General features: G+C 74.9%; 22 protein-coding genes. 12 read left to right on the top strand and 10 right to left on the bottom strand.

Annotation, left to right across the window (positions count from 1 at the left end):
• Positions 1–39: 39 nt before the first annotated feature.
• The 3 genes from BLT72_RS03050 to BLT72_RS03055 are packed head-to-tail and all read right to left on the bottom strand — an operon-like array spanning position 40 to position 4,575.
• The gene (locus tag BLT72_RS03050; protein WP_091409999.1) at positions 40–2,256 is read right to left on the bottom strand and encodes a helicase-associated domain-containing protein; all 2,217 of its coding nucleotides are present in this window, start codon (positions 2,254–2,256) and stop codon (positions 40–42) included.
• 4 nt (positions 2,257–2,260) lie between these two features.
• Positions 2,261–3,157 (bottom strand): hypothetical protein, encoded by an 897-nt coding sequence (locus tag BLT72_RS22465; RefSeq protein WP_172826013.1) that lies wholly within the window; start codon positions 3,155–3,157, stop codon positions 2,261–2,263.
• Between the two features lie 50 nt (positions 3,158–3,207).
• The gene (locus tag BLT72_RS03055; protein WP_231930294.1) at positions 3,208–4,575 is read right to left on the bottom strand and encodes an MFS transporter; all 1,368 of its coding nucleotides are present in this window, start codon (positions 4,573–4,575) and stop codon (positions 3,208–3,210) included.
• Between the two features lie 167 nt (positions 4,576–4,742).
• Between BLT72_RS03055 and BLT72_RS03060 the strand changes: the two genes are divergently transcribed.
• The 4 genes from BLT72_RS03060 (at position 4,743) to BLT72_RS03075 (ending at position 7,561) form a co-directional block, all read left to right on the top strand.
• Positions 4,743–5,636 (top strand): LysR substrate-binding domain-containing protein, encoded by an 894-nt coding sequence (locus BLT72_RS03060; RefSeq protein ID WP_091410002.1) that lies wholly within the window; start codon positions 4,743–4,745, stop codon positions 5,634–5,636.
• A gap of 146 nt (positions 5,637–5,782) precedes the next feature.
• Positions 5,783–6,166 (top strand): cold-shock protein, encoded by a 384-nt coding sequence (locus BLT72_RS03065; RefSeq protein ID WP_091410005.1) that lies wholly within the window; start codon positions 5,783–5,785, stop codon positions 6,164–6,166.
• A gap of 67 nt (positions 6,167–6,233) precedes the next feature.
• Positions 6,234–7,019 (top strand): DUF3027 domain-containing protein, encoded by a 786-nt coding sequence (locus BLT72_RS03070; protein WP_091410008.1) that lies wholly within the window; start codon positions 6,234–6,236, stop codon positions 7,017–7,019.
• Between the two features lie 20 nt (positions 7,020–7,039).
• Positions 7,040–7,561 carry a MarR family winged helix-turn-helix transcriptional regulator gene (locus tag BLT72_RS03075; RefSeq protein ID WP_091410011.1) on the top strand — a complete coding sequence of 174 codons (522 nt, stop codon included), beginning with the start codon at positions 7,040–7,042 and terminating at the stop codon, positions 7,559–7,561.
• A 54-nt stretch (positions 7,562–7,615) separates the two neighbouring features.
• Here the strand turns inward: BLT72_RS03075 and BLT72_RS03080 are convergent, their stop codons facing one another.
• Positions 7,616–7,912, bottom strand: a complete 297-nt coding sequence (locus BLT72_RS03080; protein ID WP_157720271.1) for a DUF2530 domain-containing protein — start codon at positions 7,910–7,912, stop codon at positions 7,616–7,618.
• A gap of 23 nt (positions 7,913–7,935) precedes the next feature.
• On the opposite strand from BLT72_RS03080, the gene BLT72_RS03085 reads away from it, so the two are divergent.
• Positions 7,936–9,474: an NCS2 family permease gene (locus tag BLT72_RS03085; protein ID WP_091410018.1), complete on the top strand. Its 1,539-nt coding sequence runs from the start codon at positions 7,936–7,938 to the stop codon at positions 9,472–9,474.
• Positions 9,475–9,583: 109 nt separating this feature from the next.
• Positions 9,584–10,609: an NADP-dependent oxidoreductase gene (locus tag BLT72_RS03090; protein WP_091410020.1), complete on the top strand. Its 1,026-nt coding sequence runs from the start codon at positions 9,584–9,586 to the stop codon at positions 10,607–10,609.
• Between the two features lie 9 nt (positions 10,610–10,618).
• On the opposite strand, the gene BLT72_RS03095 is transcribed toward BLT72_RS03090, so the two are convergent.
• The 4 genes from BLT72_RS03095 to BLT72_RS03110 form a co-directional block, all read right to left on the bottom strand.
• The gene (locus tag BLT72_RS03095; protein WP_091410024.1) at positions 10,619–11,149 is read right to left on the bottom strand and encodes a copper resistance CopC family protein; all 531 of its coding nucleotides are present in this window, start codon (positions 11,147–11,149) and stop codon (positions 10,619–10,621) included.
• The gene (locus BLT72_RS03100; protein WP_091410026.1) at positions 11,146–11,901 is read right to left on the bottom strand and encodes a YcnI family copper-binding membrane protein; all 756 of its coding nucleotides are present in this window, start codon (positions 11,899–11,901) and stop codon (positions 11,146–11,148) included. Before BLT72_RS03100 ends, BLT72_RS03095 begins: the two co-directional genes overlap by 4 nt.
• Before the next feature lie 76 nt (positions 11,902–11,977).
• On the bottom strand, positions 11,978–12,583 hold the full coding sequence (locus BLT72_RS03105) for a hypothetical protein (RefSeq protein ID WP_091410029.1): 606 nt from the start codon (positions 12,581–12,583) through the stop codon (positions 11,978–11,980).
• Positions 12,580–14,637 carry a bifunctional copper resistance protein CopD/cytochrome c oxidase assembly protein gene (locus BLT72_RS03110; protein WP_197677187.1) on the bottom strand — a complete coding sequence of 686 codons (2,058 nt, stop codon included), beginning with the start codon at positions 14,635–14,637 and terminating at the stop codon, positions 12,580–12,582. The genes BLT72_RS03105 and BLT72_RS03110 overlap by 4 nt, the downstream gene beginning before the upstream one ends.
• A gap of 148 nt (positions 14,638–14,785) precedes the next feature.
• Here BLT72_RS03110 and BLT72_RS03115 point away from each other — a divergent pair, with 148 nt between their 5' ends.
• The 6 genes from BLT72_RS03115 to BLT72_RS03140 all read left to right on the top strand — a co-directional run bounded on the left by BLT72_RS03115 (position 14,786) and on the right by BLT72_RS03140 (position 21,834).
• Entirely contained in the window at positions 14,786–14,980 is a 195-nt protein-coding gene (locus BLT72_RS03115) for a CsbD family protein (protein ID WP_091410033.1), read from the top strand.
• A gap of 103 nt (positions 14,981–15,083) precedes the next feature.
• The gene (locus BLT72_RS03120) at positions 15,084–15,671 is read left to right on the top strand and encodes a flavin reductase family protein (protein WP_091410036.1); all 588 of its coding nucleotides are present in this window, start codon (positions 15,084–15,086) and stop codon (positions 15,669–15,671) included.
• Positions 15,672–15,813: 142 nt separating this feature from the next.
• On the top strand, positions 15,814–16,266 hold the full coding sequence (locus tag BLT72_RS23255; RefSeq protein WP_091416584.1) for a MarR family winged helix-turn-helix transcriptional regulator: 453 nt from the start codon (positions 15,814–15,816) through the stop codon (positions 16,264–16,266).
• Positions 16,263–17,669: an MFS transporter gene (locus tag BLT72_RS03130; RefSeq protein ID WP_231930295.1), complete on the top strand. Its 1,407-nt coding sequence runs from the start codon at positions 16,263–16,265 to the stop codon at positions 17,667–17,669. Before BLT72_RS23255 ends, BLT72_RS03130 begins: the two co-directional genes overlap by 4 nt.
• Before the next feature lie 31 nt (positions 17,670–17,700).
• Positions 17,701–18,354 carry an SIMPL domain-containing protein gene (locus BLT72_RS03135; RefSeq protein WP_091410039.1) on the top strand — a complete coding sequence of 218 codons (654 nt, stop codon included), beginning with the start codon at positions 17,701–17,703 and terminating at the stop codon, positions 18,352–18,354.
• Between the two features lie 72 nt (positions 18,355–18,426).
• Positions 18,427–21,834 carry a pyruvate carboxylase gene (locus tag BLT72_RS03140; RefSeq protein ID WP_091410042.1) on the top strand — a complete coding sequence of 1,136 codons (3,408 nt, stop codon included), beginning with the start codon at positions 18,427–18,429 and terminating at the stop codon, positions 21,832–21,834.
• Between the two features lie 121 nt (positions 21,835–21,955).
• Here the strand turns inward: BLT72_RS03140 and BLT72_RS03145 are convergent, their stop codons facing one another.
• Complete coding sequence (locus tag BLT72_RS03145; protein WP_157720273.1) at positions 21,956–22,612, bottom strand: DUF7691 family protein; 657 nt, start codon at positions 22,610–22,612, stop codon at positions 21,956–21,958.
• A gap of 137 nt (positions 22,613–22,749) precedes the next feature.
• The gene (locus BLT72_RS22955; protein WP_231930296.1) at positions 22,750–26,469 is read right to left on the bottom strand and encodes an efflux RND transporter permease subunit; all 3,720 of its coding nucleotides are present in this window, start codon (positions 26,467–26,469) and stop codon (positions 22,750–22,752) included.
• Between the last annotated feature and the right edge of the window lie 137 nt (positions 26,470–26,606).

A 26,606-nucleotide genomic window follows, 5' to 3' on the forward strand; every position in this document is an offset into this window, starting at 1 on the left:
GGCCGCACGTCGACCGGCCGGCCGCGGCGACGAGCCGGCTCAGACCCCGCCGGGGGCCGCCCCGACGCGGGAGATCCGGGCCAGCGGGATGGTCACGACCTGCGCGCTGGAGCGGTCGACGGCCCGGACGGAGCCGCCTGTCAGGTCCAGCGGGGCCAGCTCGCGCTCGGTGGGGCTGCCGTCGGCGGCCACCCACGCGACCCACACCGGCGACGCCTGCTGGGTGGCCACCCGCAGCCGCTCCAGGGTCTGCTCGGTGCTGTCGACGCCCGCGGCGTGGTGGCGGGGGTGGTTCCGCTCCGCGGCCAGCACCGACGCGGCGACCTCCTCGGGCCGCACCGCGGGCAGCGGGTCCGGTCCGGTCGGCCGGGGGGCGCGCTGGCCGGGGGGCGGCGTCATCGTCCGGCCGCCCTCGTCCTCGACGGCCGGCGTCTGGCCGAGGCCGTGCAGGAAGGCGACCAGCTCGGCCGGCTCGACGCCGGCGACCAGCACCCCGGGGGCGACCGCGCGCAGGCCCAACGAGGCCGCCCCGGGGTGCCCCAGCAGCGTCGCCACCTCCGTGGCGTCGTCGCTGCGCAGGTAGGACAGGGAGCTGCCGACGCGGATGCTCCCGTGCCGGCGGGCCACGTCGTCGACGAGGTAGGCCAGCGGCTGCGGGACCGGGGTCACCGAGTGCTCGCCGAGCCACGCGTGCACCTCGGCGGCGGACCAGCCGACGTCGAAGGCCCGACGCAGGGAGCCGTCGCTGAACCGGTAGACGCCACCGCCGCCGCGGGACTCCTGCTCGGCCAGCAGCCGCAGCTCCCCGGCCACCTCGTAGGCAAGAGGACCGGGGGCGACGGCGGTCAGGTCGGCCTGCAGGATCACCGCGTGGACGGGCTCGGGGAACAGCGCGGCCAGCTCGGCGGGGAGCGCGGCGTCCTCGCGGTCGAGGCTGGCGGCGAAGGCGCTCACCCCGCCCAGGGCGACCGCCCCGAGCCAGCCGGCCTCCCGCCAGGTCCAGTCGACCAGCGTCGCGGCGTCGACCGGCCCGCGGGTCAGCCGCGGCCGGTGCCAGGCCAGGGCCTCGGTCAGCCCCCCGAGATCGGGGACGGTGCCGGGTTCGAGCGCGGCGGCCAGGCCGAGCAGCAGCCGCCGGACGGCGGGGGCGGAGGAGGCGTCGGCCTCGGGACCCAGCGGGTGGGTGCCGGGCTCGGCGGAGGCGGAGAACCAGCGGGGTGCGGCCAGCCAGCTGCGCGCCAGCAGCAGCCAGCGGCTGGGTCCGTCCTGCCCGGCCCAGCGGTCGAAGTCCGCGGTGGGCAGCAGGCACAGGTTCCCGCCCGGCGCGACCAGCCCCGCCGCCGCGGCGCACTCGAGCACGAAGGTGGCGTGCGCGGCGTCGGTCCCCATCCGGCGGCCGAGGGCGGTGACGTCGCGCGCCGCGACGCCGCCGGTGCGCAGCAGCCGGTGCGGGACGGTCTCCACGGCGTGCACGGCGAGCTCGACGTCGTGCAGCAGCCCGAAGGCGGCGCCGGCGCCGGCGGAGTCGACCAGCGGGGGCGTCCGGACCCGGCCGCCGACGGTGGGCGCGGTCGGCGGCACCGGATGCCGGCTGAACCGGCCGCCGCGGAGCACCCAGGCGACCTCGCGCGGCAGCACCACGGTGTCGGCGTCCTGCGGTCGCAGCAGCCCGTGGGCCAGCAGCTGCTCGACGGGCGAGCGGGCGGCCTGGACGGCGACGGCGCGCTCGGCGTTGCGGACGGCGCCGGTGGGCGACCACAGCAGGCGGTCGAGGACCGGCCGGACCGCGGGGTCGCAGGCCGCGAGCGCCGCCTCGACCTGCGCGGGGGTCAGCGGGCGGGGGGACGGCGCGGCCAGCCCGCCCGGGTGGGGCTCGAAGGCCTCCCGGACCGGCCGGACCAGGTGCAGCTGGTCGTCGGCCCCCCACAGCAGCGCACGCCGGCGCAGCGCGTCGACGGCCCGGGTCACCGCGGCGGGTTCGCCCAGCAGGGCGCTGACGTCGGCGGTGGACGCGGGGTCGGGGCAGGCCGCGAGCGCCTCGGCGACCAGCCGGCACCACGCGTCCAGGCCGTCGACGGCGCGAGCCACCGACGTGGGGGTGGTGGAGCGGGAGCCGAGCTCGGTCAGGTCGTGGGGCAGCGGGTAGGTGAGGTCGGGCCGCAGCCGCAGCAGGTCGGCGAGCTGGTCGGCCGTCAGCGCCCGGAGGGCCTCGGTGAGCGTGCGTGGCCGCGTCGCGGCCGCAGTGCGACGGGGCACCGGCTCAGCGCCAGGGGTTGGGGTAGGACGGCGGGGCCACCGGCCCGCGCTTGAGGGCCCGGTGCACCAGCGCGACCACCGTGATGAGCGTGGCCCAGCAGATCAGCAGCGCCCAGACGCCGACGAACGACCACCACGCGCTGAAGTCCAGCGGCAGCCGCACCAGGCCGACGAAGGCGAAGAAGCCGACCGCGCCGAGGGCGACGGCCAGGGTCCGGCGGACCTGGTGCTGCGCGGCGCGCACCCGGGAGCGGAGCGCGAAGGCGACCGCCACCATCACGGGGGCGAGGACGAAGACGACGGCGCCCACGCCGAGCACGATCAGCAGGCCCGGCGTCGCGGCGTCGAGCACCCGGCGGGCGTCCACCCGGCCGGCCGCCGGCTGCTCGCCGTAGGGTCCCGGGCCGAACCACTGCGGGGTGCCGGGGGAGGGGTACGCCCCGGGCGCGGGCGGCGGGTAGCCGCCGGGCACCGGGGCGGGCTCGGGCCACTGCTGCGGTGCGACGGGCGCCGGGGCTGGCAGGGCCTCGGGGAGGTAGGCGGTCCCGGGCAGGGCGACCGGTGCGGGCGGCGGGGCTGCGGCCAGGGGCCCCGTCGGCAGCCCGCCGTGCCCCGAGCCCGCGCCCCCGTGCGCCGAGCCCCAGGCGCCGCCGGAGGTCAGGTTGCTGGAGACGACCTCGAAGGGCCGCTCCGGGTCGCGGACGTCGGCGACCACGGGGACGAGCGCCGCCAACGGGGCCACCGGGGCGGCCGGGCCGGCGAAGAGGGGCCGCTCCGCGGGGGCGCCGGCGGCGGGCTGGACGTGCGGCGGGGCCGGGTCGAGCGGCTCGACGACCGGGGAGGTGAACGCGGCCGGGCGCTCGAGCGGCGCGTACTCCGGTCCGTCCTCCCAGGTGGCCATGGCTCCCATCCTAGGTTGGCGGGTCGAGCCGCCCCGGTCGTGCCGTGCGCTCAGTGGTCGGAGGGCACGATGTGCACCGGCAGCCGGCCGGTGCCGCGGCGGACCGTGACCTCGAGCGTCAGGTGCGAGCGCCGCGCCATGGCCAGGCCGGCGGCCGTCGAGACCAGGGCGACCATCGCGCCGCAGGCCAGCATGCTCTCGCGGGCGCCGATGTGGTCCACCAGCCAGCCGACGGCGGGGCCGCCGATCGCCTGGCCGCCCAGCAGCACCATGAGGTAGACGCTCATCACGCGGCCGCGGACGGCCGGCGTGCAGGTGGTCTGGACCAGGGAGTTGGCGCCGGTCAGGAACTGCAGGGTGCAGAACCCGACGAAGACCAGGACCAGGCCGAACACCCACAGGCTCGGGGCGAGCGAGGCGATCATCAACATGACGCCCAGGGCCACCAGGGTGGTGGTGAGCACCCGGAGCCGGGGGCTGGCCTGGCGGCGGGCCGACAGGATCGCCCCGGTCAGCGCGCCGACCGCGGTCAGGGAGTTGAAGAGGCTGTAACCGGCGACGCCGGCCGTGAACACGTGGTCGGCGAAGGCCGCCAGGATGACCGGCATGTTGAGCCCGAACACGCCGATGGCCGCGGCGAGCACGATCGACCAGCCCACCTCCGACGTGCGGCGGATGTAGCGCAGGCCGTCCCGCAGCTGGCTCTTCTGGCCGCCGGGCGCGAGGGCCGGTGCGGCGGTCGGGCGGATGATCGCCACCATCGTCACCACCAGCAGGCAGGACGCGGCGTTGAGCAGGAACGACCAGCCCTGGCCGACGGCGCTGATCAGCGCACCGGAGGCCGCCGGGCCGACGAGGGCGCCGAGCTGGAAGACCGAGGAGTTGAGGCTGACGGCGTTGCGGATGTGGGTGTGCCCGACCAGCTCGGACACGAAGACCTGCCGGGTGGGGTTGTCCACCACGGTCACGAAGCCCAGCGCCGCGGCGACGACGAAGACGTGCCAGGCCTGGATGGTGCCCGTGAGCGCCAGGGTGCCCAGCGTCGCCGCCATCAGGGCGGCCGTGGACTGGGTGACGATCAAGATGGTGCGCTTCGGGTAGCGGTCGGCGAGCACGCCGCCCCACATCCCGAAGAGCAGCACGGGCAGGAACTGCAGCGCGACGGCGACCCCGACGGCGGTGACGCTGCCGGTCAGCTCCAGCACCAGCCAGTCCTGCGCGATGCGCTGCATCCACAGGCCCGTCGTCGCCACCATCTGCGAGGAGAGGTAGAGCCGGTAGTCGCGCACCTCCAGCGCGGCCAGCGCACGCGGCCAGGGACGGCGCGAGCGGGCGGCGGGGCTCGTGGGGGGAGCGGACGGCGGGGTCGACGTGGACGTCGGGGCGTGTTCAGCGGTGGCCGCGGACACAGGGTTCACCCAATTCAGCGATGCGAGGACGGCACGGAGCACGGGGGCTCACGGGGAAGTTCGGCTCGTCGCTGAGTCGACCGTCTCAACGTACGATAGCCCGGCTTTATTCGACGGGAGTATCGACGCTATATTTCTCATTGCGTTTCGCAATGAGTGCGCGGAAGGAGCGGGCGATGGCGGGGGAGACGAACTTCGACCCGGTGCTGCTGCGCACCTTCTTGACGGTGGCCACGGGGCTCAGCTTCACCCGCGCCGCGGAGCAGCTGGGGCTGAGCCAGCCCACCGTGTCCCAGCACGTCCGACGGCTGGAGGAGGCCTGCAAGCGCCAGCTCCTGCGGCGGGACACCCGCACCGTCGCGCTGACCGACAACGGCCAGGCCATGGCCGGCTTCGCCCGGACGATCCTGGCCGCGAACGACGAGGCCGTCGCCTACTTCACCGGCTCCGCGATGAGCGGCCGGCTCCGCTTCGGGGCCGCCGACGAGCTGGCGCTCAGCGAGCTGCCCACCATCCTGCGCGAGTTCCGACAGCTCTACCCCCGGATCAACCTGGAGCTGACCGTCACCCAGAGCGGCACGCTGGTCCGGCGCCTGACGGCCAACCACCTCGACCTCGTCTTCATCAACCAGGAGGCCGACCTCGGCCGCGGCACCCTGGTCCGGCGGGACCGGCTGGTCTGGGTGGGCATCGACCGGCTGCAGCTGGAACCGGACCACCCCGTCCCCGTCATCACCTACCACGCGCCGAGCCTCAGCCGCTCGGCCGCGATCGACTCGCTGGAGCAGGCGCACCGCACCTGGCGGATCACCTGCAACACCCGTGAGATCAACGGTGTGCTGGCCGCCACCCGGGCGGGCATCGGCATCTGCGTGCTGGCGCAGAGCCGGGTGCCCGGGGACCTGCGGATCCTCTCCGGTCGGTTCGACCTGCCGCCGCTGCCCGACGTCGAGATGGCCCTGGTGGACAACCCCCGCTCGCCCCGGGAGCCGGTCGAGGCGCTCAGCCGGGCCATCGTCAACCTCCCGCTGGGACCGCACGCCTCGCCGCAGGACCGCGCCCGCCGGTAGCGGCGTCCCGGGGCGCCGTGACGGGCTCCCGCCGAGCGGCTGCGGCCGGCGCGAACCCGGTTGGGCGCCCCCCGCGATGCGGCTAGGCTTGCGGGCTGATGACCGAGCCGGGCGCCCCCGGCGACGACGCGAGACTGAGGACAGACGTGCCTGTTGGCAAGGTGAGGTTCTACGACGCCGAGAAGGGCTTCGGCTTCCTGACCAAGGACGAGGGCGGGGACGTGTACGTGCGCGCCACCGCACTGCCCCCCGGCGTCACCAGCCTCAAGGCCGGCCAGAAGGTCGAGTTCGGCGTCGTCGAGGGCCGCAAGGGCGAGCAGGCGCTCTCGCTGCGCGTCCTCGAGGCCCCGCCGTCGCTGTCCAAGGCTCTCCGCAAGCCGCCGGAGTCGATGACGGTCATCGTCGAGGACCTGATCAAGATGCTCGACGGGCTCGGCAACGGCTACCGGCGCGGCCGGCACCCGGAGTCCCGCACGGCCACCCAGGTGGCCACCGTGCTCCGCGCCGTCGCCGACGAGCTGGAGCTCTAGCCCCGCTCGCCGCACCCTCCCCGGTCGCCGTGCGCGGCGGCCACCGCCCCGCTGCCAGAATGGACCCATGGCTCCCAGCACCCGCACCACCAAGCCCGACGCGATCTGCCTGGCAGCCGTCGACCTCGCGCGCGAGGCGGCCGTCGAGACGGCCGGGGAGATGGGCGTCGGGGAGTACCTCGGCCACCACGCCGACGCCGAGCGCGTGCTCAGCCACTTCTTCGCGTGCCCCCACCCGGCCTACCGCGGCTGGCGCTGGTCGGTGACGGTCGCCCGGGCCTCGCGCGCCAAGGTGGTGACCCTCGACGAGGTGGTGCTGCTGCCCGCCGAGGGCGCCCTGCTGGCGCAGGAGTGGCTGCCGTGGGCCGACCGGATCCAGCCCGGCGACGTCACCCCCGGCCTGCTGATGCCGACCCCGGCGGAGGACCCGCGGCTGGAGCCGGGCTACACCGGCGGTGAGCGCGCCGCGGACACCGACCCGGCCGAGGCGACGCAGGCCCGCGCCGTCGTCGCCGAGCTCGGCCTCGGCCGTGAGCGCGTGCTCAGCCGCACCGGTCGGGACGAGGCCGCCGAGCGGTGGCTCGCGGGCGACGGCGGCCCCGAGAACCCGATGTCCAAGCAGGCTCCCGGTCCGTGCGAGACCTGCGGGTTCTTCCTGCGGCTGCAGGGGGGCATGGGCGTGCTCTTCGGGGCGTGCGGCAACGCCTTCTCGCCCTCCGACGGCCGGGTGGTGAGCGTCGACCACGGCTGCGGGGCCCACTCCAGCGTGCCGCCCCTGGAGCCGGCGGAGGAGCTGCCCCCGCCGGTCTGGGAGACCATCGAGTGGGACGAGCCCGTCTCCCTCTTCGACTGAGCGACCCGGCGGGCAGGGGCATGGCCAGGGCGAGGGCGGCGAAGCGCTCGGAGATCGAGGAGGTCCGCCGCGCGGTCGCCGCGTTCGTGGCGGCCGGGGCCGACGAGTCGGTCCAGCGCGTCACCACCGCCGTGCACCGGCTGTCCCGCCGGCTGGACCAGTGGTACGACCGGCAGCTGGCCGACATCGACGTCTCCACGGGGGAGTGGGCCGTGCTCAGCGAGCTCGCCCGGAGCGGTGAGGACACCCCGCTGACCCCCAGCCACCTGGCCGGCGCGGCCAACGTGGCGCCGTCGTCGATGACGCACCGGCTGGACCGGATGGTGGAGCGCGGGCTGATCACCCGGACGCCCGACCCCTCGAACCGGACCCGGGTGCTGGTCCAGCTCTCCGACGCCGGCTACGCGCTCTACGCGGCCGCGATCCGCGAGTCCGACCTGGTGGAGTCCGACCTGCTGGAGTCCCTCACCGACACCGAGGTCGACCAGCTCGCCGCGCTGCTGGAGAAGGTCCTCTCCGGCCTGGACGCCGCCGACCTCTGAGGTCGCGGGAACCGCTGGGGACGGCCGCCCGGGCGTCGCGGAACCGGCGACGGCTCAGCGGTTCGGGGTGGCCGGGGCCGAGCGGCGCTGGCGCACCCGGTTCCAGCAGTAGAGGAGCCCGAGCAGACCCAGGCCGGCGCCGCTGACGCAGACCCCGAACCAGTCCTCGTGGCCGGCCGCGACCAGCTGGTCGCGCCGGAGCCCGGTCAGCACGGCGGCGACGGCGAACAGGACCGTCCCGACCGCGACCACCCGCAGCCCGTCGACGTCGACCGCGGGCACCGGCGCCTGCACGAGGCGGTGGTGGTGCTCGGGCCGTCCCGCCGGGGACGAGGACGTCGGAGGGGTCACAGCCGAGATCCTACGATGCCGTCATGGTCCAGAGGTCTCCCAAGTCGGCGCCGAGCGCCACCGCCATCAGCCGGCCCGTCAGCGGGGTCGACGCCTACTTCGGCATCACCGCGCGCGGCTCCACCGTGGCCCGCGAGGTGCGGGGCGGCCTGGTCACCTTCTTCACCATGGCCTACATCCTGGCGCTGAACCCCCTGATCATCGGGACGGCGCCGGACGGGGCCGGCAACCTGCTGGGCGGGCTGCCCTACCTCGACGGCGGCGGTCAGGTGCTGGGCGCCAACGTCGACGCCACCATCACGCTGGTCGCCGGGGCGACCGCGCTGGTCGCCGGGCTGATGACGATCCTCATGGGTGTCGTCGGCCGCTTCCCGATCGGCATCGCCGCCGGGCTGGGCATCAACGCCCTGCTCGCCTTCACCATCGCCCCCCTGATGACCTGGCCGCAGGCCATGGGCCTGATCGTCGTCGAGGGCGTCCTCATCGCCCTGCTGGTGCTGACGGGCTTCCGGACCGCCGTCTTCCGCGCCGTCCCCCGCTCGCTCCGCAGCGGCATCTCCATCGGCATCGGCCTGTTCATCGTCTTCGTCGGACTGGTCGACGGCGGCATCGTCCGCAAGCCCGAGGGCAGCGTCCCCGTCGAGCTCGGCGTGGGCGGCTCGATCCTCGGCTGGCCGATGCTGGTCTTCGTCCTGGGGCTGTTCGCCGTGGCCGTGCTCTACGCCCGGCGGGTCCGCGGGGCGCTGCTGATCTCCATCATCGGCGCGACCGTCGTGGCCGTGCTCATCGAGCTGGTCGCGAAGGCCGGGCCCAAGACGGCCGACAACCCGACCGGCTGGGCGCTCAACGTGCCGAGCCTCAACGGCATCGTCTCGGTGCCCGACCTGTCCCTGATCGGGGACGTCGACGTCCTCGGCGCCTTCGGTCCCTCGTTCGCCGGGGGCTTCCAGGCCCACCTGTTCATCCCGCTGGCGCTGCTGGTCTTCTCGCTGCTGCTCGCCGACTTCTTCGACACCATGGGCACCGTCGTCGCCGTCGGCGCCGAGGGCGACCTGCTGGACGAGCACGGCACGCCGCCGCACCTCGGGGCGGTCCTGATGGTCGACTCCGTCGCGGCCGCGGCGGGCGGCCTCGGGTCGGTCTCGTCCAACACCTCCTACGTCGAGTCGGTCGCCGGGGTCGGCGAGGGGGCGCGCACCGGGCTGGCGTCGGTGGTCACCGGGATCGGCTTCCTGCTGGCCATGTTCTTCGCGCCGCTGGTCAACATCGTCCCGTCCGAGGCCGTGACCCCCGCCCTGGTCTTCGTCGGCTTCCTGATGATGAGCCAGATCACCAAGATCGACTTCGACGACGTCGAGGAGGGCCTGCCCGCCTTCCTCACCCTGGCCCTGATGCCGTTCACCTTCTCGATCACCATCGGCATCGGCGCCGGGTTCATCAGCTACGTCGTGCTCAAGGTGGCCCGCGGCAAGGCCCGGCAGCTGCACCCGCTGATGTGGGTCGTCGCCGGCGCCTTCGTCGTCTACTTCGCCTCGGGGGTCCTCAACCAGCTGGTCAGGTGATGCCCCTCGGAGCAACGCCGCTCCTCGCGCCGTCGGCGGGGTTGGAGCGAGCCGCCTGGGGCGGCGTAGCGTCGACCACCCGCACCCGCCCGACCCCGAGGACCTTCCTGTGAGCAGCACGACCGAGACCGCCGTCAGCCGCCAGTGGGAGCTGGTCTCCCGCCCGTCGGGCTGGCCGGCGCCCGAGGACTTCCGGCTCGTCGAGGTCGAGCTGGCGCCCCTGGCCGAGGGCGAGGTCCGGGTGGCCAACGAGTTCGTCTCGGTCGACCCGTACATGCGCGGCCGGATGAACGACGCGAAGTCCTACGTCGCCCCGTTCGGGCTGGGCGAGGCGCTGACCGGCGGGGCGGTGGGCCGGGTGGTCGCCTCCCACTCCGACGCGCTGGCGGTCGGTGACCTGGTCAGCCACGACCGGGGCTGGCGCGACGTCGCCCAGGGTCCGGCGGCCGGGTTCCGGCGGGTCGAGCCGGTCGAGGGGCTGCCGTCCTCGGTGCACCTCGGGGTGCTGGGGATGACCAGCATGACCGCCTGGGTGGGCCTGCTGGTCGTGGCCCGGATGCAGCCCGGCGACACCGTCTTCGTGTCCGGGGCGGCCGGCGCCGTCGGCTCCGTGGCCGGCCAGATCGCCCGGCTGCGCGGGGCCGGGCGGGTGGTCGGCAGCGCCGGGTCGGCTGAGAAGGTGGCCCTGCTCACCGAGCGCTACGGCTTCGACGCGGGGTTCAACTACCGCGACGGGCCGGTCGTCGAGCAGCTGGCGGCCGCGGCGCCTGAGGGCATCGACGTCTACTTCGACAACGTGGGCGGTGACCACCTGGAGGCCGCGATCGAGGTGTTCAACCGGGGTGGGCGGGCCGCGCTCTGCGGGGCCATCTCGGTCTACAACGCGACCGAGCCGCCGCCCGGGCCGCGCAACCTCTCCCAGCTGGTCGGCAAGGGGCTGCTGCTGCAGGGGTTCATCGTCAGCTGGTACGCCGCCGAGCACGGGGCCGCCTTCGCGGCCGAGGTCGGCGGCTGGCTCCGGTCGGGGGAGCTGACCTACGACGAGACCGTCGTCCCGGGCCTCGACCGGACCGTCGACGCCTTCCTCGGGATGCTGCGCGGGGAGAACACCGGGAAGATGGTCGTCGCGGTCTGAGCCGGGCCCTCAGTCCTGCGGACCCGCCCGCCGTCGGCGCAGCACCGCCAGCACCCCCGCGGCGGCCAGCAGCCCGAGGGCCAGCAGCAGCCAGCCCCAGGCCGGGACGCCGTCACCACCCGCCGGCGAGGCGGGCTCCGCGGGGCCGCTGTACTCACCCGTCCCCGCTGCGGCGGAGGTGAACGTGAGCTGCCCGGTGATCGGGTGGCCGTCGGCGGAGGTCACCCGCCAGTCCACGGTGTAGGCCCCCGCCGGGGCGCCCGGCACCAGGGACTGCTGCACCGTCGCGTCGACCAGCCGGGCGGCACCCGTGGAGGCCAGGCCGTCCGGCCCGGTGACCACCACCTGGGTGCCCAGCGCGGCCGCCGGTTCGGTGAGGGTGAGGACGACGGCGCCGGGGGTGCGGTCGACGACGGTGCCGTCGGCCGGGTCGGAGCTGACCAGGTGGGTGTGCGCGGCGGCGGGGCCCGCCGTGAGCACGCCCAGCACCAGCGCGAGCACGAGTGCCGCCGCCCCGCGCCCCCGGCGCCGTCCCGTCATCGCCGGCGTCCGGCCCGGACGGTGCCCAGCGCCACCCCGGCGGCCGCCGCCGCGAGGACGGCGACGGCCAGGCCCGCTCCGCCGAGCCAGCGGGCGGTGCCGTCCGCGGTGGTCACGGCGGCCGCGGCCCCCGTGCCGGTGCCGGGGCCGGTGCCGGGGCCGGCGCCGTGGTGGTCGTCGCCCTCCGCCGCGGCCGCGACGGCCAGGACCGGGGCGGGGTGCTCCGGCTCCTCGCCGGACGCCGGGACCGGCTCGTCCCAGCGGACCACCTCGCCGTCGGAGTAGGTCTGGGTGACGGGCAGCAGCACCTCGCCGGGCGCCGGCAGCGGGCCCACGGCGAGGGCGAAGTCCTGGTACTGGTCGGGCCCGACGGCCGCGTCGCCCTGCGCCGTCCAGGTGACGGTCCGGGGCGCCTCGGTCAGCGTCGCCCCGCCGACCTCGACGGGGCTCGGCAGCGGGGCGCGGGCGACGGTCACCGTCCAGCCCGGCACGGGGCGGGTGCGGACGGAGCTGAGCGGCGTGTCCTGCGGGAGCTCGACGACCACCCGGGTGGTCGAGGCCTCGTCGGACTCGTTGGGCACGCGGAAGGTGAGGACGCTGTAGCCGCCGCTGGTGGCGTCGGCGTCGGCGACCACGCGGACGTGGGCGTCGGCCGGGGTCGCTGCGAGCGGGCTCACCAGGAGGCCGCCGGCGAGGGCGGCACCGGCCAGGGCGGTCCCCCGGGGTCGGGTGGAGGGGGTGCGGGTGGTCATGGGAGTCCTTCGGTCGGCAGTGCGGACACGGCCGCGGTCCGGCCGGGAGGGCCGGGCGCCGCGGCGGCCCGAGGGGTCAGGGAGCGACCGGGACCGGAGGGCCGCGCGGGGCGGCGGGGGAGAGAGCGCTGACGGCGACCAGCGCCGGCAGGGGCGCGACCCGCCGGACGACGGCGCGAGGGCGACGGCGGGTCGGCGCGGCGGCGGCGGCGCGCACCGCCCGGTCGGCGAGGGCCCAGAGGGCGTCCTCGCCGCGCAGCAGCAGCCACGCGGTGGCCAGCGTGGCGAGGACGTGGGCCAGGGTCATCGGCCAGCCGGGCATCGTCATCGCGACGGTGCCGGGCGCGCAGCTGAGCGCGGCGCCGGCCGCGTGGCCGGCGTGCTGGTCGACGGCGCCGCACGCGGCGGCGCCGGAGCCGGCGTCGAAGACGAGGTGGAGCAGCGCCTGCTGGACCCCGAGCAGGGGCACCAGCAGGGGGAGCCTGACCCGGCGGGCGGTGGCGGTCACGGCGGTCAGCCCGAGCAGGCCGGCGCAGACCAGCAGCAGCGTCAGCGCGGGACGAGCCCCGCCGGCGGCCAGGTGGCCGCCGAGCGCCAGGCCCAGGGACGTCGTCCCCAGCACCCCGGCGCGCAGCGCACGGACGGGCCCGGCCAGGGGACGGTGACCGCCCGGCCCGGTCATCCCTGCTCGCGGGGGCGGGACAGCGCGCCCAGCCGCTCGTTGTAGGCGCGCAGCTCGGCGTCGTCGTCGCGGTCGGCCTGCCGGTCCAGGCGCCTGGTCTCCTGGGCGTCGCTGCGGACCCAGCCGACGACGAGCGCCAGCCCCAGCAGCAGCGACGGGATGTCGCCCAGGCCCCAGGCGATGCCGCCACCGGTCTGCTGGTCCGCCAGCAGGGCCGCGTCGTCGGTGTAGCCGAGCGCGTGCCACCAGTCGGGCGCCAGCAGTGTCCCCGACGACATGAGCGAGATGCCGAAGAACGCGTGGAAGCCCAGCGTCACCAGCAGCAGCACCAGCCGGAAGGGGTAGGCCGGGCGCTGCGGTCCCGGGTCGATGCCGACCAGGGACCAGACGAACAGGTACCCGCTGAGCAGGAAGTGGGCCACCATCAGCACGTGGCCCGTGTGGGTGAACATGGCCAGCTCGAACAGCCGCGTGTAGTAGAAGACGACCAGGCTGCCGGTGAACAGGGCGGCCGCGACCAGCGGCTGCCCGAGGACGCCCAGCACCCGGGCGTGGACCAGCGTGAGCAGCAGCTCGCGCGGGCCGAAGCTGCCGTCCCGGCGGGGGGCCAGCGTCCGCATGGCGAGGGTGATCGGCGCGCCGAGGACCAGCAGCATCGGCACCGGCACCATCAGCGTCATGTGCTGGAGCATGTGCGTGCTGAAGTGCACCCGGCCGTAGACCCCGGGCCCGCCGCTGGTGAGGAAGACCAGCAGCAGGCAGCCGGCCACCCAGGAGACCGTGCGGAGCACCGGCCAGCGGTCCCCGCGGCGGACCATCCGGACGACGCCGGCCGCGTAGAGGCCCAGCATCAGCGCGGCGACGGCCAGCCAGAGGGTCTCGGCGTGGAACGCGGTCAGGTAGCGCGCGACGGTCACCGGGGGCGGCAGCGGGTAGCCGAGCAGGGCGGCGACCGGGTCGCTGCCGACCTCCGGCACCGGCGGAGCCGAGCGGGAGAGCGCGACGGCGAGGCCCGTCGTGGCGCCCATCACCACCAGCTCGACGGCGGCCAGCCGCGCGAACCCCCGGCCGTCGGTGGTGAGCCGGCGCAGGCTCACCCGCCGGTGCTGCCAGCCGGCGACGCCCAGCAGGCCGAGACCGACCACCTTGCCCACGACGAGCAGCCCGTAGGTGGTGCCCAGCCGGTCCACCGAGCCCACCCGGAGCACGGCGTTCACCAGCCCGGACAGGGCCACGACGACGAAGCACCACAGCGCGAGCGTCGAGTAGCGGGCCGCGACCACCGGCAGCTGGGCGCCCAGGCGCCGGCCGGTGAGCACCAGCGCGCCCAGCCCGCCCACCCACAGGCAGACGCCGAGCAGGTGCAGCGCGAGGCTGTCGACGGAGTTCATGTGGTCAGCGCTGCCGGCGGAGTGCCCCGCCAGGGCCAGCGGCAGCAGGGCGACCAGGCTCAGCACCGACGCCCAGACCAGCGTGGTCACCCGGGTGGCCAGCATGACGAGGTTGACCAGCACGGCGACGACGAGGGCGCTGGCCAGCAGCGAGCGGCCGAGGTCGACCTGGGAGACGAAGGAGAAGGCGATGCCCGTCGAGCCCGGCGAGCCGAGCGGCAGCCCCGAGACGTCGGCGGCGGTGAGGGCGATGAGCAGGACGCCGCAGGCCAGCCACACCAGCCCGGCCCCGACGGCGGCCTTCGCGGTGGCGCGGCGGGCGCCGCTCAGCCGGTCGGGCCGGGTGCCGGGCCCGGGGGCCACGAACCAGGCGGCCGTGAACAGCAGCCCGACGGTGAGGGCCGCGGCCAGGTCGTGCACGGCGCGCACCAGGGGCAGCCCGTAGCGGACGGCCGCCCCGGCGTCGAAGCCCGCGACACCGGCCGCCAGCTCGCCGGTGACCCCGAGCAGCCCCACGGCCAGCCCCACCGTGACCAGCACCACCAGCCCCGCGAGCAGCGTCCGCCGGGGTCCGGGCGCCAGCAGCGCGTCGGCGCCCGGAGCGGCGTCGGGGGTCCGGGTGCGGGCGCGGCTGCGGTCCCCGGCCCCGGTCTGGGTCTGCACCGGGCCAGTCTAGGAAGCGCCCCCGACAACCGCGACCGGCGCGGACGGCCGGGTGGCCAGGGTCGGCAGGTCGGGCGCTCCGGTCACCGGCCTACGGTGGTCCCACCACGACGGATCACCGCCGCGGACCCGACGGAGGGAGCTGCAGATGAGTCTGGCTGACAAGGCGAAGAACAAGGCCGAGGAACTGGCCGGCAAGGCCAAGGAGGCGACCGGCGACGCCACCGACGACGTCGACCTCCAGGCAGAGGGCCGCGCGGACCAGAGCGAGGCGCAGGTCAAGCAGGCCGGCGAGCACGCCAAGGACGCGGCGAAGGACGTCAAGGACGCCTTCACCTCCTGAGCTCCCGCGACGCCGCCGTCCCGACCGGGGCGGCGGCGTCGCGCGTGTCCGGCACCACAGCCGGCGGCGGGAATCTTCGACGCCCGCCCCCTGTTGCCCGAGCATGACCTCCTCCCCGGCGCCCAGCCGCGACGGCGCCCCCGTCCCCGAGCAGCCGCCGGCCGACGCGCTCGGCGTGCCCGGCACCGGCGCCGACGGCCCCAGCCAGGTCAGCCCCACCGACTTCAAGTCCGTCTTCCGCCGTCACCCGGCCGGCGTCGCGGTGGTCACGTTCACGCACGAGGGGACGCTGCACGGCTTCACCGCCACGTCGGTGATCTCGGTGTCGGCCGACCCGCCGGTCCTCACCTTCTCCATCGACTCGACCTCGTCGTCCTGGGCGGCGCTGGCCGAGGCCGACACCCTCGTCATCAACTTCCTCGCCGCGGCGCAGGTCGACGTGTCGGCCCGCTTCGCCACCCGCGGCATCGACCGGTTCGCCGAGGGCGGCTGGTCCCTGCTGGCCACGGGCGAGCCCGTCCTCGACGGCAACCAGGCCTGGCTGCGCGGCCGCGTCGTCCAGCGCACCGCCATCGGCCGGAGCTTCCTGGTCTCGGTGCTCGCCCTCGAGGCGCACCAGGGCGGCGCCACCGAGCCGCTGGTCTACCACGACCGGACGTACCACGCGGTCGGGGACCACACCGCCATCTGACCCCCGGCCGGCCGCGCCGAGACGCTGCTGCGGTGTGCCGTGAGCACCCGGCACGACGCGGCGGCGTCATCGTCCGGTGCCCCCGACGGACCAACGCATAGCCCTTGTATTTAGCACTGCTAAAGGTTAGCCTGGGCAAGTGATGACCCGCGCCGCGCCCACCCAGGACCTGCGGAGCACGGCCGGCCTCGCCAACGCCCTGCGACCGGCGGTGCTGCGCCTGGCCCGGCGGCTGCGCCAGCTGCGCGACGAGTCCCACGAGCTCGGCTCCAACCAGCTGTCCGCGATGTCGGTGCTGCTCAACCAGGGCGACCTGACGATGGGCGAGCTGGCCGCGCAGGAGCTGATGCAGCCGCCGTCGATGACCCGGATCGTCAACGGGCTGGAGGAGCGGGGCCTGGTCACCCGCACCCCGGACCCGCACGACCGCCGGTCGTCGCGGGTCAGCCTGACCGAGGAGGGCCGGCAGATCCTGCTGGCCAACCGCCGCCGCCGCGACCAGTGGCTCGCCGTCCGGCTCGCCGAGCTGAGCCCTGACGAGCGCGACCTGCTGCGCCGCTGCATCCCTCTGCTGGAGAAGGTGAACCACGCGTGAGCGTCGAGACGACGAGATCCGCGAACCCGGACGCGACGACCCGGCCCGAGAGCCCCGACCCGACGACCACCGAGCACACCGCGGCGGACCCGGCGGAGCCCGACGGCAGCCGGTCGTCCGACGACCGGCCGGGGACGCCCGCCAACGCCGGCATGTTCGCCGCGCTGGCCAACCGCAACTACCGGGTCTACGTCTCCGGCTCGTTCGTGTCCAACATCGGCACCTGGATGCAGCGCGTCGCGCAGGACTGGCTGGTGCTGGAGCTCTCCGGCGGCTCCGGGCTGGCCGTCGGGATCACCACCGGCCTGCAGTTCCTGCCCATGCTGCTGCTGTCCCCGTGGGGCGGCCTGGTCGCCGACCGCTTCGACAAGCGGCTGATCCTCAAGCTCACCCAGGCCTGGCTCGCGCTCTGCGCCGCCCTGCTCGGGGTGCTGGCCATCACCGGCGTCGCCGCCACCTGGCACGTGTTCCTGATCGCCTTCGCCTTCGGCCTCGGCACCGCGTTCGACAACCCGGCCCGGCAGGCCTTCGTCTCCGAGGTCGCGGGGAAGGAGCACCTGGCCAACGCCATCGGCCTCAACTCCGCCACCTTCAACGCCGCCCGCATCGTCGGGCCCGCCGTCGCCGGCGTGGTCATCGCCACCTTCGGCTCCGGCTGGGCGATCCTCTCCAATGCCGTCACCTACACCGCCTTCATCGGCGCCCTGGTGCTCATCGACGCCAGGACGCTGACCATCAGCCCGCCGGCGGCCCGGGCCAAGCGGCAGATCCGCGAGGGCCTGGCCTACGTCCGCCGTCGGCCCGACCTGCTGCTGGTGATGGGGACGGTCTTCTTCCTCGGCACCTTCGGGCTGAACTTCCAGATGACGTCCGCGCTGATGGCGCAGCAGGAGTTCCACAAGGGCGCGCAGGAGTACGGCATCCTCGGCACGATCATGGCCGTCGGCTCGCTCGCCGGCGCGCTGCTGGCCGCCCGCCGCCGGTCCACCCCGCGCGGCCGGTTCGTCGTCGGGATGGCCCTCGCCTTCGGGGTCATCGAGATCGCGGCCGGCCTGATGCCCAGCTACCTCACCTACGCGGCGATCCTCCCGCTGCTCGGCCTGGCCGCCCTGCTGACGCTGACCGCGGCCAACGCCTCGGTCCAGATGACGGTCGACTCGCGGCTCCGGGGCCGGGTGATGGCCCTCTACATGATGGTGCTGATGGGCGGTGCCCCGATCGGCGCGCCGATCCTCGGCTGGGTCGGGGAGGTCTTCGGCGCCCGCTGGACGCTGATCGGGGGCGGCGCGCTCTCGACGCTGGGCGTGCTGCTCTGCGTCGCGCTGCTGGCCCGCGGGCAGCGCCTGCACCTGGTGCCGCACCTGCACGCCCCGCACCTGAGCGTCGAGCGTCGCGCCGCCTGACCCCCGGCCGGCGCGCCGCTAGGGTGCGTCCATGAGCCAGCCCGTCGCCACCGTCCGCGGGGAGGCGACCCTGCAGGGGCCGCCGGACCTGGCCGGGCTGTCCGTCACCGTCCACCGCGCGGGCGACTCGGCCGCCACCGTCCGCCGGGCGCTCGCCGCCGCGTCGGCCGACGTGGGTGCCGCCGTCGACCCGCAGCGGACCGCGATCGAGAGCGGTCCCGGCGCCAGCGTGCACGTCGCCCCCGTGTTCGCCCGTCAGGGACGGCGGGTGACGGGCTACCGGGGCAGCTGGTCGACGCAGCTCTCCGTCACCGACTTCGACGTCCTCGGGCCGCTGGTGTCGGCGCTCAGCGGGCTGGACCAGGTCCAGGTCGACGGGCCCTGGTGGTCGCTCCGGCCGCAGAACCCGCTGCAGCGCGAGGCCCGGCTGGCGGCGCTCGACGACGCCCGCCGCCGCGCCGACGACTACGCCGCGGCCCTCGGGGCCACCGTCGTCGACGTGCTGGAGGTGTCCGACCTCGAGGGGGGCGGCGGCGCCGGCCGGTTCGCCCGGTCGGCAGCCCTGGCGCGGGGGGCGGTGCCGGACGAGCCCGAGCTGGACCTCGAGCCGGCCGTGCAGACCGTCACCGGCCAGGTCACGGTGCGGTTCCTGCTCTCCCCGGCCGTCCTGGGTCCGCAGCCCTGAGCGGGGCGCCCGGCCACCCATCTGCTGGTCCGCGTCGCCCTGCCGTAACGAACTGCCGATAGATTCCCGCACATGTTCGCCAAGGTCCTTGTCGCCAACCGCGGCGAGATCGCTGTCCGCGCCTTCCGCGCGGCCTACGAGCTCGGTGCCCAGACCGTCGCGGTCTACCCCTACGAGGACCGCAACGCGGTGCACCGGATCAAGGCCGACGAGGCCTACATGATCGGTGAGCGCGGGCACCCGGTCCGGGCCTACCTCGACATCGACGAGATCATCCGGGCCGCCCGGGAGTCCGGGGCCGACGCCATCTACCCCGGCTACGGCTTCCTCAGCGAGAACCCCGACCTCGCGCGCGCGTGCGACGCCGCCGGCATCACCTTCATCGGCCCGCCCGCCGACGTGCTGCAGCTCGCCGGCAACAAGGTCCGGGCGCTCGAGGCGGCGAAGGCGGCCGGGATCCCGACGCTGCGGTCCACCGCCCCCTCGGCCGACCTGGACGAGCTGGTCGCGGGCGCCGCCGAGATCGGCTTCCCCGTCTTCGTCAAGGCCGTCGCCGGCGGTGGCGGCCGGGGGATGCGCCAGATCGACGACCCGGCGCAGCTGCGCGAGCTGGTCGGTGCCGCCATGCGGGAGGCCGAGGGCGCCTTCGGCGACCCGACCGCCTTCATCGAGCAGGCGGTCGGCCGCCCCCGCCACATCGAGGTGCAGATCCTCGCCGACGGCCAGGGCACGACGCTGCACCTCTACGAGCGCGACTGCTCCATCCAGCGGCGGCACCAGAAGGTCGTCGAGATCGCCCCGGCGCCGAACATCACCCCCGAGCTGCGCGAGGCGCTGTGCCGCGACGCGGTCAGGTTCGCCGAGTCGATCAACTACTCCTGCGCCGGGACGGTGGAGTTCCTCGTCGAGACCGAGGGCGAGCGCGCCGGCCAGCACGTGTTCATCGAGATGAACCCGCGGATCCAGGTCGAGCACACGATCACCGAGGAGATCACCGACGTCGACCTCGTCCAGGCGCAGATGCGGATCGCCGCGGGCGAGACGCTGGGCGACCTCGGCCTGGTGCAGTCCGACATCCGGATCAACGGCGCCGCCCTGCAGTGCCGCATCACCACCGAGGACCCGGCCAACGGGTTCCGGCCCGACACCGGCACCATCACCGCCTACCGCTCGGCGGGCGGGGCGGGCATCCGGCTGGACGGCGGCACCGCCGACACCGGCGCCGAGGTCAGCGCCCACTTCGACTCGATGCTGGTGAAGCTGATCAGCCGCGGCCGCACGTTCCCGATGGCCGTGGCCCGCGCCCGGCGGGCGCTGGCGGAGTTCCGGATCCGGGGCGTCAGCACCAACATCCCCTTCCTGCAGGGCGTCCTCGAGGACCCCGACTTCATCGCCGGCAACGTCTCGACCGGGTTCATCGAGGAGCGGCCGCAGCTGCTCACCACGCACGCGCCCGCCGACCGCGGGACCCGGCTGCTGCGCTGGCTCGCCGAGACCACGGTCAACCAGCCGAACGGTGCGGCACCGACGCTGCTCGACCCGGGCGTCAAGCGGCCCGACGGCGTCGACCTCGGCCAGCCCTCGCCGCACGGGTCGCGGCAGCGGCTGCTGGAGCTGGGCCCGGAGGGCTTCGCGGCGGACCTGCGCGACCGGGTGGGCGTCGAGGTCACCGACACGACCTTCCGCGACGCCCACCAGTCGCTGCTGGCCACCCGCGTCCGCACCAAGGACCTGCTGCGGATCGCGCCCTACGTCGGCCGGATGACACCGGAGCTGTTCAGCGTCGAGTGCTGGGGCGGCGCGACCTACGACGTGGCGCTGCGGTTCCTCTCCGAGGACCCGTGGGAGCGGCTCGAGGCCCTGCGCTACAACATGCCGGGGCTGGCCCTGCAGATGCTGCTGCGCGGCCGCAACACCGTCGGCTACACGCCCTACCCGACCAAGGTGACGACGTCGTTCGTCGCCGAGGCGGCGCGGACGGGCATCGACATCTTCCGGATCTTCGACGCCCTCAACGACGTGGCGCAGATGCGGCCGGCGATCGAGGCGGTCCGCGAGACCGGCACCACCGTCGCCGAGGTCGCCCTCTGCTACTCCGGGGACCTGAACAACCCGGCCGAGGACCTGTACACGCTCGACTACTACCTGCGGCTGGCCGAGCAGATGGTCGAGGCGGGCGCGCACGTCCTGGCGATCAAGGACATGGCCGGGCTGCTGCGGCCGCCGGCCGCGCACAAGCTGGTCCGTGCCCTGCGGGAGAACTTCGACCTGCCGGTGCACCTGCACACCCACGACACCGCGGGCGGCCAGCTGGCCACGCTGCTCGCCGCCGTCGACGCCGGGGTGGACGCCGTCGACGTGGCCAGCGCCCCGATGGCCGGCACGACCAGCCAGCCGCCGGCGTCCGCGCTGGTGGCGGCGCTGGAGCACACCGAGCGGGCGACCAACCTCGACCTGCGCGCGGTGATGGACCTGGAGCCCTACTGGGAGGCGATGCGCAAGGTCTACAAGCCGTTCGAGTCCGGGCTGCCCAGCCCGACCGGGCGCGTCTACGACCACGAGATCCCCGGCGGTCAGCTGTCCAACCTGCGCCAGCAGGCGATGGCGCTGGGGCTGGGCGAGAAGTTCGAGCAGATCGAGGCGATGTACACCGCGGCCAACCGGATCCTCGGCCGGCCCACCAAGGTGACGCCGTCGTCGAAGGTCGTGGGCGACCTCGCCCTGCACCTGGTGGCCGTCGGGGCCGACCCGTCGGAGTTCGAGGCGAACCCGCAGAACTACGACATCCCGGACTCGGTGGTCGGCTTCCTCTCCGGTGAGCTGGGCGACCCGCCCGGTGGCTGGCCGGAGCCGTTCCGCTCGAAGGCCCTGCAGGGCCGGACCGCGCCGGTCCGCGAGACCGAGCTCGGCGCCGAGGACTCCGCGGCCCTCGACGTCGAGGGGAGGACCCGGCGGGAGACCCTGAACCGGCTGCTGTTCCCCGGCCCGACCAAGGACTTCGTCCGGGCCCGGGAGACCTACGGCAACGTGTCCCGGCTCGACACGCTCGACTACCTGTACGGCCTGCAGCCCGGGGAGGAGCACGTCGCCCGGATCGGCCGCGGCGTCAGCCTCATCCTCGGCCTGGAGGCGATCGGCAGTCCGGACGAGCGCGGGATGCGGACGGTCATGTGCACGATCAACGGCCAGCTGCGGCCCATCCGCGTCCGGGACACCTCGATCAAGGTCGACGTCAAGGTGGCCGAGAAGGCCGACCCGACCAAGCCCGGCCAGGTCGCCGCCCCCTTCGCGGGGGTGGTGAGCGTCACGGTGGACGAGGGCGCCACGGTCGAGGCCGGCGCCACCGTGGCGACGATCGAGGCCATGAAGATGGAGGCGGCCATCACCTCACCGGTGGCCGGCACCGTCTCCCGGCTGGCCATCGGCAGCATCACGCAGGTGGAGGGCGGGGACCTCGTCCTGGTGGTCGACCCCTCGTGATGGCACTCGCTCCGCTCGTGCGCGGCCGCGCGCGGGTGGAGTTCGCGCTTCTGAGCCCGCCGAGGCCGAGTTGTCAGAGCTGGGTTGACCCAAGGGTCGACCCACGTCTGACAACTCCGTGTCACTGCGCCCAGAAGCCGACGAGGTCGGGGACCGGGCGCCCGAGCGACGCCGCGACCTGGGCCCAGGGGACGAAGCCGTCGAGCCAGTGGGCGAGGGCGAGCACCATGTCCTGCTGCTCGGTGGTCTTGACCTGCGGCAGGGCCCCGCGGTAGGCGCCGGCCATGGCCAGAGCGGTCTCGTAGCGGTGCCAGCCGACCGTCAGGCCCTGCACCGGGACGAGGTTCAGCTCCGCCGAGCTGTCCAGCAGGTGCCGCAGGCCCACCGAGGACGAGACGCCGCCCCGGGCCAGCGCGAAGTCGAGCTCGTCGAGCGTCTGCGGGGTCAGGCTCATCTTCGTCGAGCCCCAGGCGAGGTCGCAGACCAGCGTCTCCAGCACCCGCCAGGTGGCGCCGGTCCGCTCGGGCCGGACGTGGGCACCGGCGAGCAGCACCTCGACGTCCCGCGGCTCGGGCTGGGTGGGGGAGACCACCTGGGCGGCCGGCGGCCGGCGGAAGATCGGCCCCAGCTTGGAGAGCAGGCCGGTCCGGGCCGGGTCGGGCTCGGGGGCGAAGGCCTTCCGGGCCACCTCCCGCAGGTGGGCCGCCCGGTCGTCCGGGGCGCCGAAGACACCGCGGACCTCGTCGAGGCCGATGGCGTACAACCGGAGCTCGCCCATGCCCGCCACGGTAGTGCTCGCCGTGCCGGAGCGCCCCTAGGCTGGGCCCATGAACCCCCGGACGCGTCGTTGGATCGTCTCCGGGGTGCTCGTGGGGCTGGTGCTGCTGGTGGCCCTCAGCGCCCTGCTGCGCTGACTCAGGCCTCCGCGGGCTCCGGGTTCGCCCTGGCCGCCCGCCGCGCCTCGCGCCGCTCGCCGCGCCGCTCGACCAGCGTGTAGAGGACGGGCACCAGCACCAGGGTCAGGATCGTCGACGAGACCAGCCCGCCGATCACCACGACGGCGAGCGGGCGGGAGATGAAGGCCCCGCCCCCGGTCAGCCCCAGGCCCATCGGGATCAGCGCGCAGATCGTCGCCGCCGCCGTCATGATGATCGGCCGCAGCCGGAGGCGCGCGCCGTCCACCACGGCGGTCCGGACGTCCTCGCCCCGCTCGCGGTACTGGTTGATCAGGTCGATGAGCACGATGGCGTTCGTCACCACGATGCCGATCAGCATCAGCAGGCCGACCATCGCCGGCACGCCGAGCGGGGTGTCGGTCAGCAGCAGGGCGGCCACCGCCCCGGTCGCGGCGAAGGGGATGGAGACCAGCAGGATCAGCGGCTGCACGAGGCTGCGGAACGTCGCCACCATGATCAGGAACACCAGCACGATGGCCAGCAGCATGGCCAGGCCGAGCTGGGTGAACGCCTCCTGCTGGTCCGAGGAGGCCCCGCCCTGCTCGACGGTGATGCCGGCCGGCACGTCCAGCCGGTCGAGCTGGGTCTGCACGGTGTCGGTCAGGGCGCCCAGGTCGGAGGCGGACGGCGTGCCCGAGACCGTGACGGCGCGGATGCCCTCGATCTGGGTGACCGTGCTCGGGGCCAGCACCTGCTCCACGTCGGCCAGGTCGCCGACGGTGAGCGGGTCGGCGCGGACGTCGGCCACCGCCTTCTGCTCGTCGGCCAGCTCCGTGCTCTGCTCGCGCTGCTCGCCCGCCTGGGCGGCCTGCTCGTCCAGCGCCGTCAGCTGGGCGTCGATCTGCTCCAGGGAGGCCTGCGCCTGGGTGACGGCGGCCGCGACCTGGGCGATCTGCTGGGCGTAGGTCTGCTGGGCGATCTGCGCGGCGAGCGCGGCGGTGACCCCCTGGGCCTGCGCGGCGGCGGCCGCCTGCGCGGCCTGCCCGGCGGCGATGGAGCGCGCCGCGGCGATGACGGCCCGCTGGACCGCCTCCGACGCCTCGGCCGCCTCCTCCCGCGAGGGCACCGCCGAGGCCGCCTCCTCGGCCGTGGTCGGGGCGGGGCTCGGCAGCAGCTTGGCGACCTCGGGCGGCAGCGTCGTCGGCAGCGGCGCCGCCGGCTGCGGGGGGGCCGACGGGACGGCCGGGGCGGGCGGCGGGGCGGCCTGCAGGCGGGCGAGCTGGCGGCGGGCCTCGGTGAGCCCGTCCGACGTCTCCCCGCGCTGCTCGACGAGCTCCCGGCGCTGCTTCTCGGTGGCCTCCGCCGCCTCGGCCTCGGCCTCGTCGGCCGCCGTCTCCTGCTTCTTCGTGACCTCGTCGGTGGCCTTCTCGGTCGCTGCCGCCTGCTGGAGCTGGCTGACCGGCAGCTCGATCTTCGCGATGTCGGCGGGACTGGCGTCGGTCGCCTCGGTCCGGACCGTGATGGCGCGCGACTCGCCCTCCAGCGTGACCTTGCCGACCTCGGTGCCGCGCAGCGCGCCGGCGATCGCCTGGCCGACCTCGGACTGGGTGAAGCCCTGCTCGGCGGCCGTGCCGCGGTCCACGTCGACCTTGAGGATCGGTCGCTGCTCGGCGAGGTCGCTGGTCACGTCGTCGAGCCCCTCGACGCCCTCCAGGGTGCTCTGCACCTGCTGGGCGGTGGTGGCGAGCAGCTCGGGGTCGTCGCCGGTCACGGTCACGGTGACGTCCGAGCCGGCGCCGGAGGTGTTGACGGCGGCGACGGTGGTCTCGCCCACGTCGGGCAGGTCCGCCAGCCGGGCCTCCAGGTCGGTCTTGACCGCGTCCCAGCGGTCCTCGTCGCCGACCGTCGCGGTGATGGCGGCGTTGTTGGAGCCGCCGGTGCCGACGGTGGTGAGGTAGCCGGTGACGTCCGGCATGCCGGCGAGCACCTGCTCGATCTTCTCGGCGGCGTCGCTGGTCGCGCTGAGCCGGGTGCCGGCGGGCATCTCCTGGGTGATCTGCAGCGAGCTCTTGTCGGCCACCGAGCCGAGGAAGTCGGTCTTCAGCAGCGTCGTCGAGGCCATCGTGCCGGCGAAGACGAGGACGGCGGCCAGCAGGATGACCAGCGGGCGCCGGAGCGCGAAGTTGAGCACCGGCAGGTACCCGCGCTGCAGGCGGGTCGGGTGGTCCTCACCCTCCCCGACCGCGCCCGCCGCGGCGGCCCGGTCCTTGGCCGGGCGCAGGAACCAGTACGCGAGCACCGGCACGATCGTCATGGAGACCAGCAGCGACGCCACCAGGGCGATGGCGACCGTGACGGAGAAGGGCCGGAACAGCTCGCCGGTGACGCCGGAGACGATGGCCACCGGCAGGAAGACGGCCACCGTGGTGAGCGTCGAGGCGGTCACCGCGCCCGCCACCTCGCGGACCGACGCGACGATGTCCGCGGGGGTCAGCGGCACCCCGGGCACGGCGCGTCGCTTGATGTTCTCGGTGACGACGATGGAGTCGTCGACCACCCGCCCGACGGCGACGGTGAGGGCCGCCAGGGTGAAGATGTTGAGCGAGTAGTCGCCGGCGTAGAGGCCGACCATCGCGATCAGCAGCGACAGCGGGATGGAGATCGCCGCGATGACCGTCGAGCGCACCGAGAAGAGGAAGGCGAGGATCACCAGCACGGCGAAGACGAGGCCCAGGCCGCCCTCGACGGCGAGGTCGTGGATCGACTGCTCGATGGAGGGGGCCTGGTCGAACACCGTGCTGAACGTGGTGCCCGAGCCCATCGTCCGCTCGAGGTCGGGCAGCAGGTCCTGGACGGCGTGGGAGATCTCGACGGCGTCGGCGTCGCTCTCCTTGAGCATCGTCAGGCTCAGCGCCGGTCGGCCGTCCTGGCGGGCCACCGTGCTGGACTCCACCGACTGCACCTTCACGGTGGCCAGCGACCGGAGCGGCACGGGGCCGTCGGCCGTGGCGATCGGCCAGCTGCCGACCGACTTCGCCGAACCGGGGGCGCTGCCCACCTCGATCGCCAGCTCGGTGTCGGAGTCGTAGCTGGTGCCGGCCGGGACGACCAGCGCCTGCGCCCGCACCAGCTGGGTGACGACCGCGGCGGTCAGGTCGCGCTCGCGCAGCTCGGCCGGCTCGAGGGTCACCGCCAGCTCGGTGGTGTCCTGGCCGCTGAGCTGCACCTGCCGGACGCCCTCGACCTCGGAGAGCTGCGGCACGGCGACGTCGCTGACCAGCTGGTCGAGGGCGCGGAGGTCGGCGTCGGAGGCGACGGCGAGGACGGCGACGGGGATGTCGTCGGTGCTGCCGGCCTGGACCGTGACCTCGACGTCGTCGGGCAGGGCCGGGACGCCGTCGGCGGCGGTGCGGATGGCCGCGACCGTCGCGTCGTCGTCCAGGCCGTAGTCCCACTCGACGGTCAGCGTGGCGAAGCCGTTGGCCGAGACCGAACGGACGTTCGTGACGCCCTTGACGCTGCTGACGGCCTGCTCGATCGGCTCGGCGACGTCCTTGGCGACGGTCTCGGGGGAGGTCCCCGGGTAGGTGGCGGTGACCAGCGCGGTCGGGATCTGCGTGGAGGGCAGCAGCTCCTGCCGCAGCGAGGCCGCGGCGATCACCCCGAACACGACGATGGCCACGGTCACCAGACCGACCAGCATCCGGTTGGCCAGGCTCAGCTTGGTCAACGAGGTCATGCAGATCCTTCCGCGCACACGATGACCCACCGCAGGACTCAGGGGTCGCTCGCCCCGGCGCGACTTGCACCGCCCGGAGGCGCACCGCAGGCGGGCTCGACGGTAGTCGGGCGCGACAACCGTGGGCACCTGCATCA

This window comes from Friedmanniella luteola (assembly GCF_900105065.1).
GTDB lineage: Bacteria > Actinomycetota > Actinomycetes > Propionibacteriales > Propionibacteriaceae > Microlunatus > Microlunatus luteolus.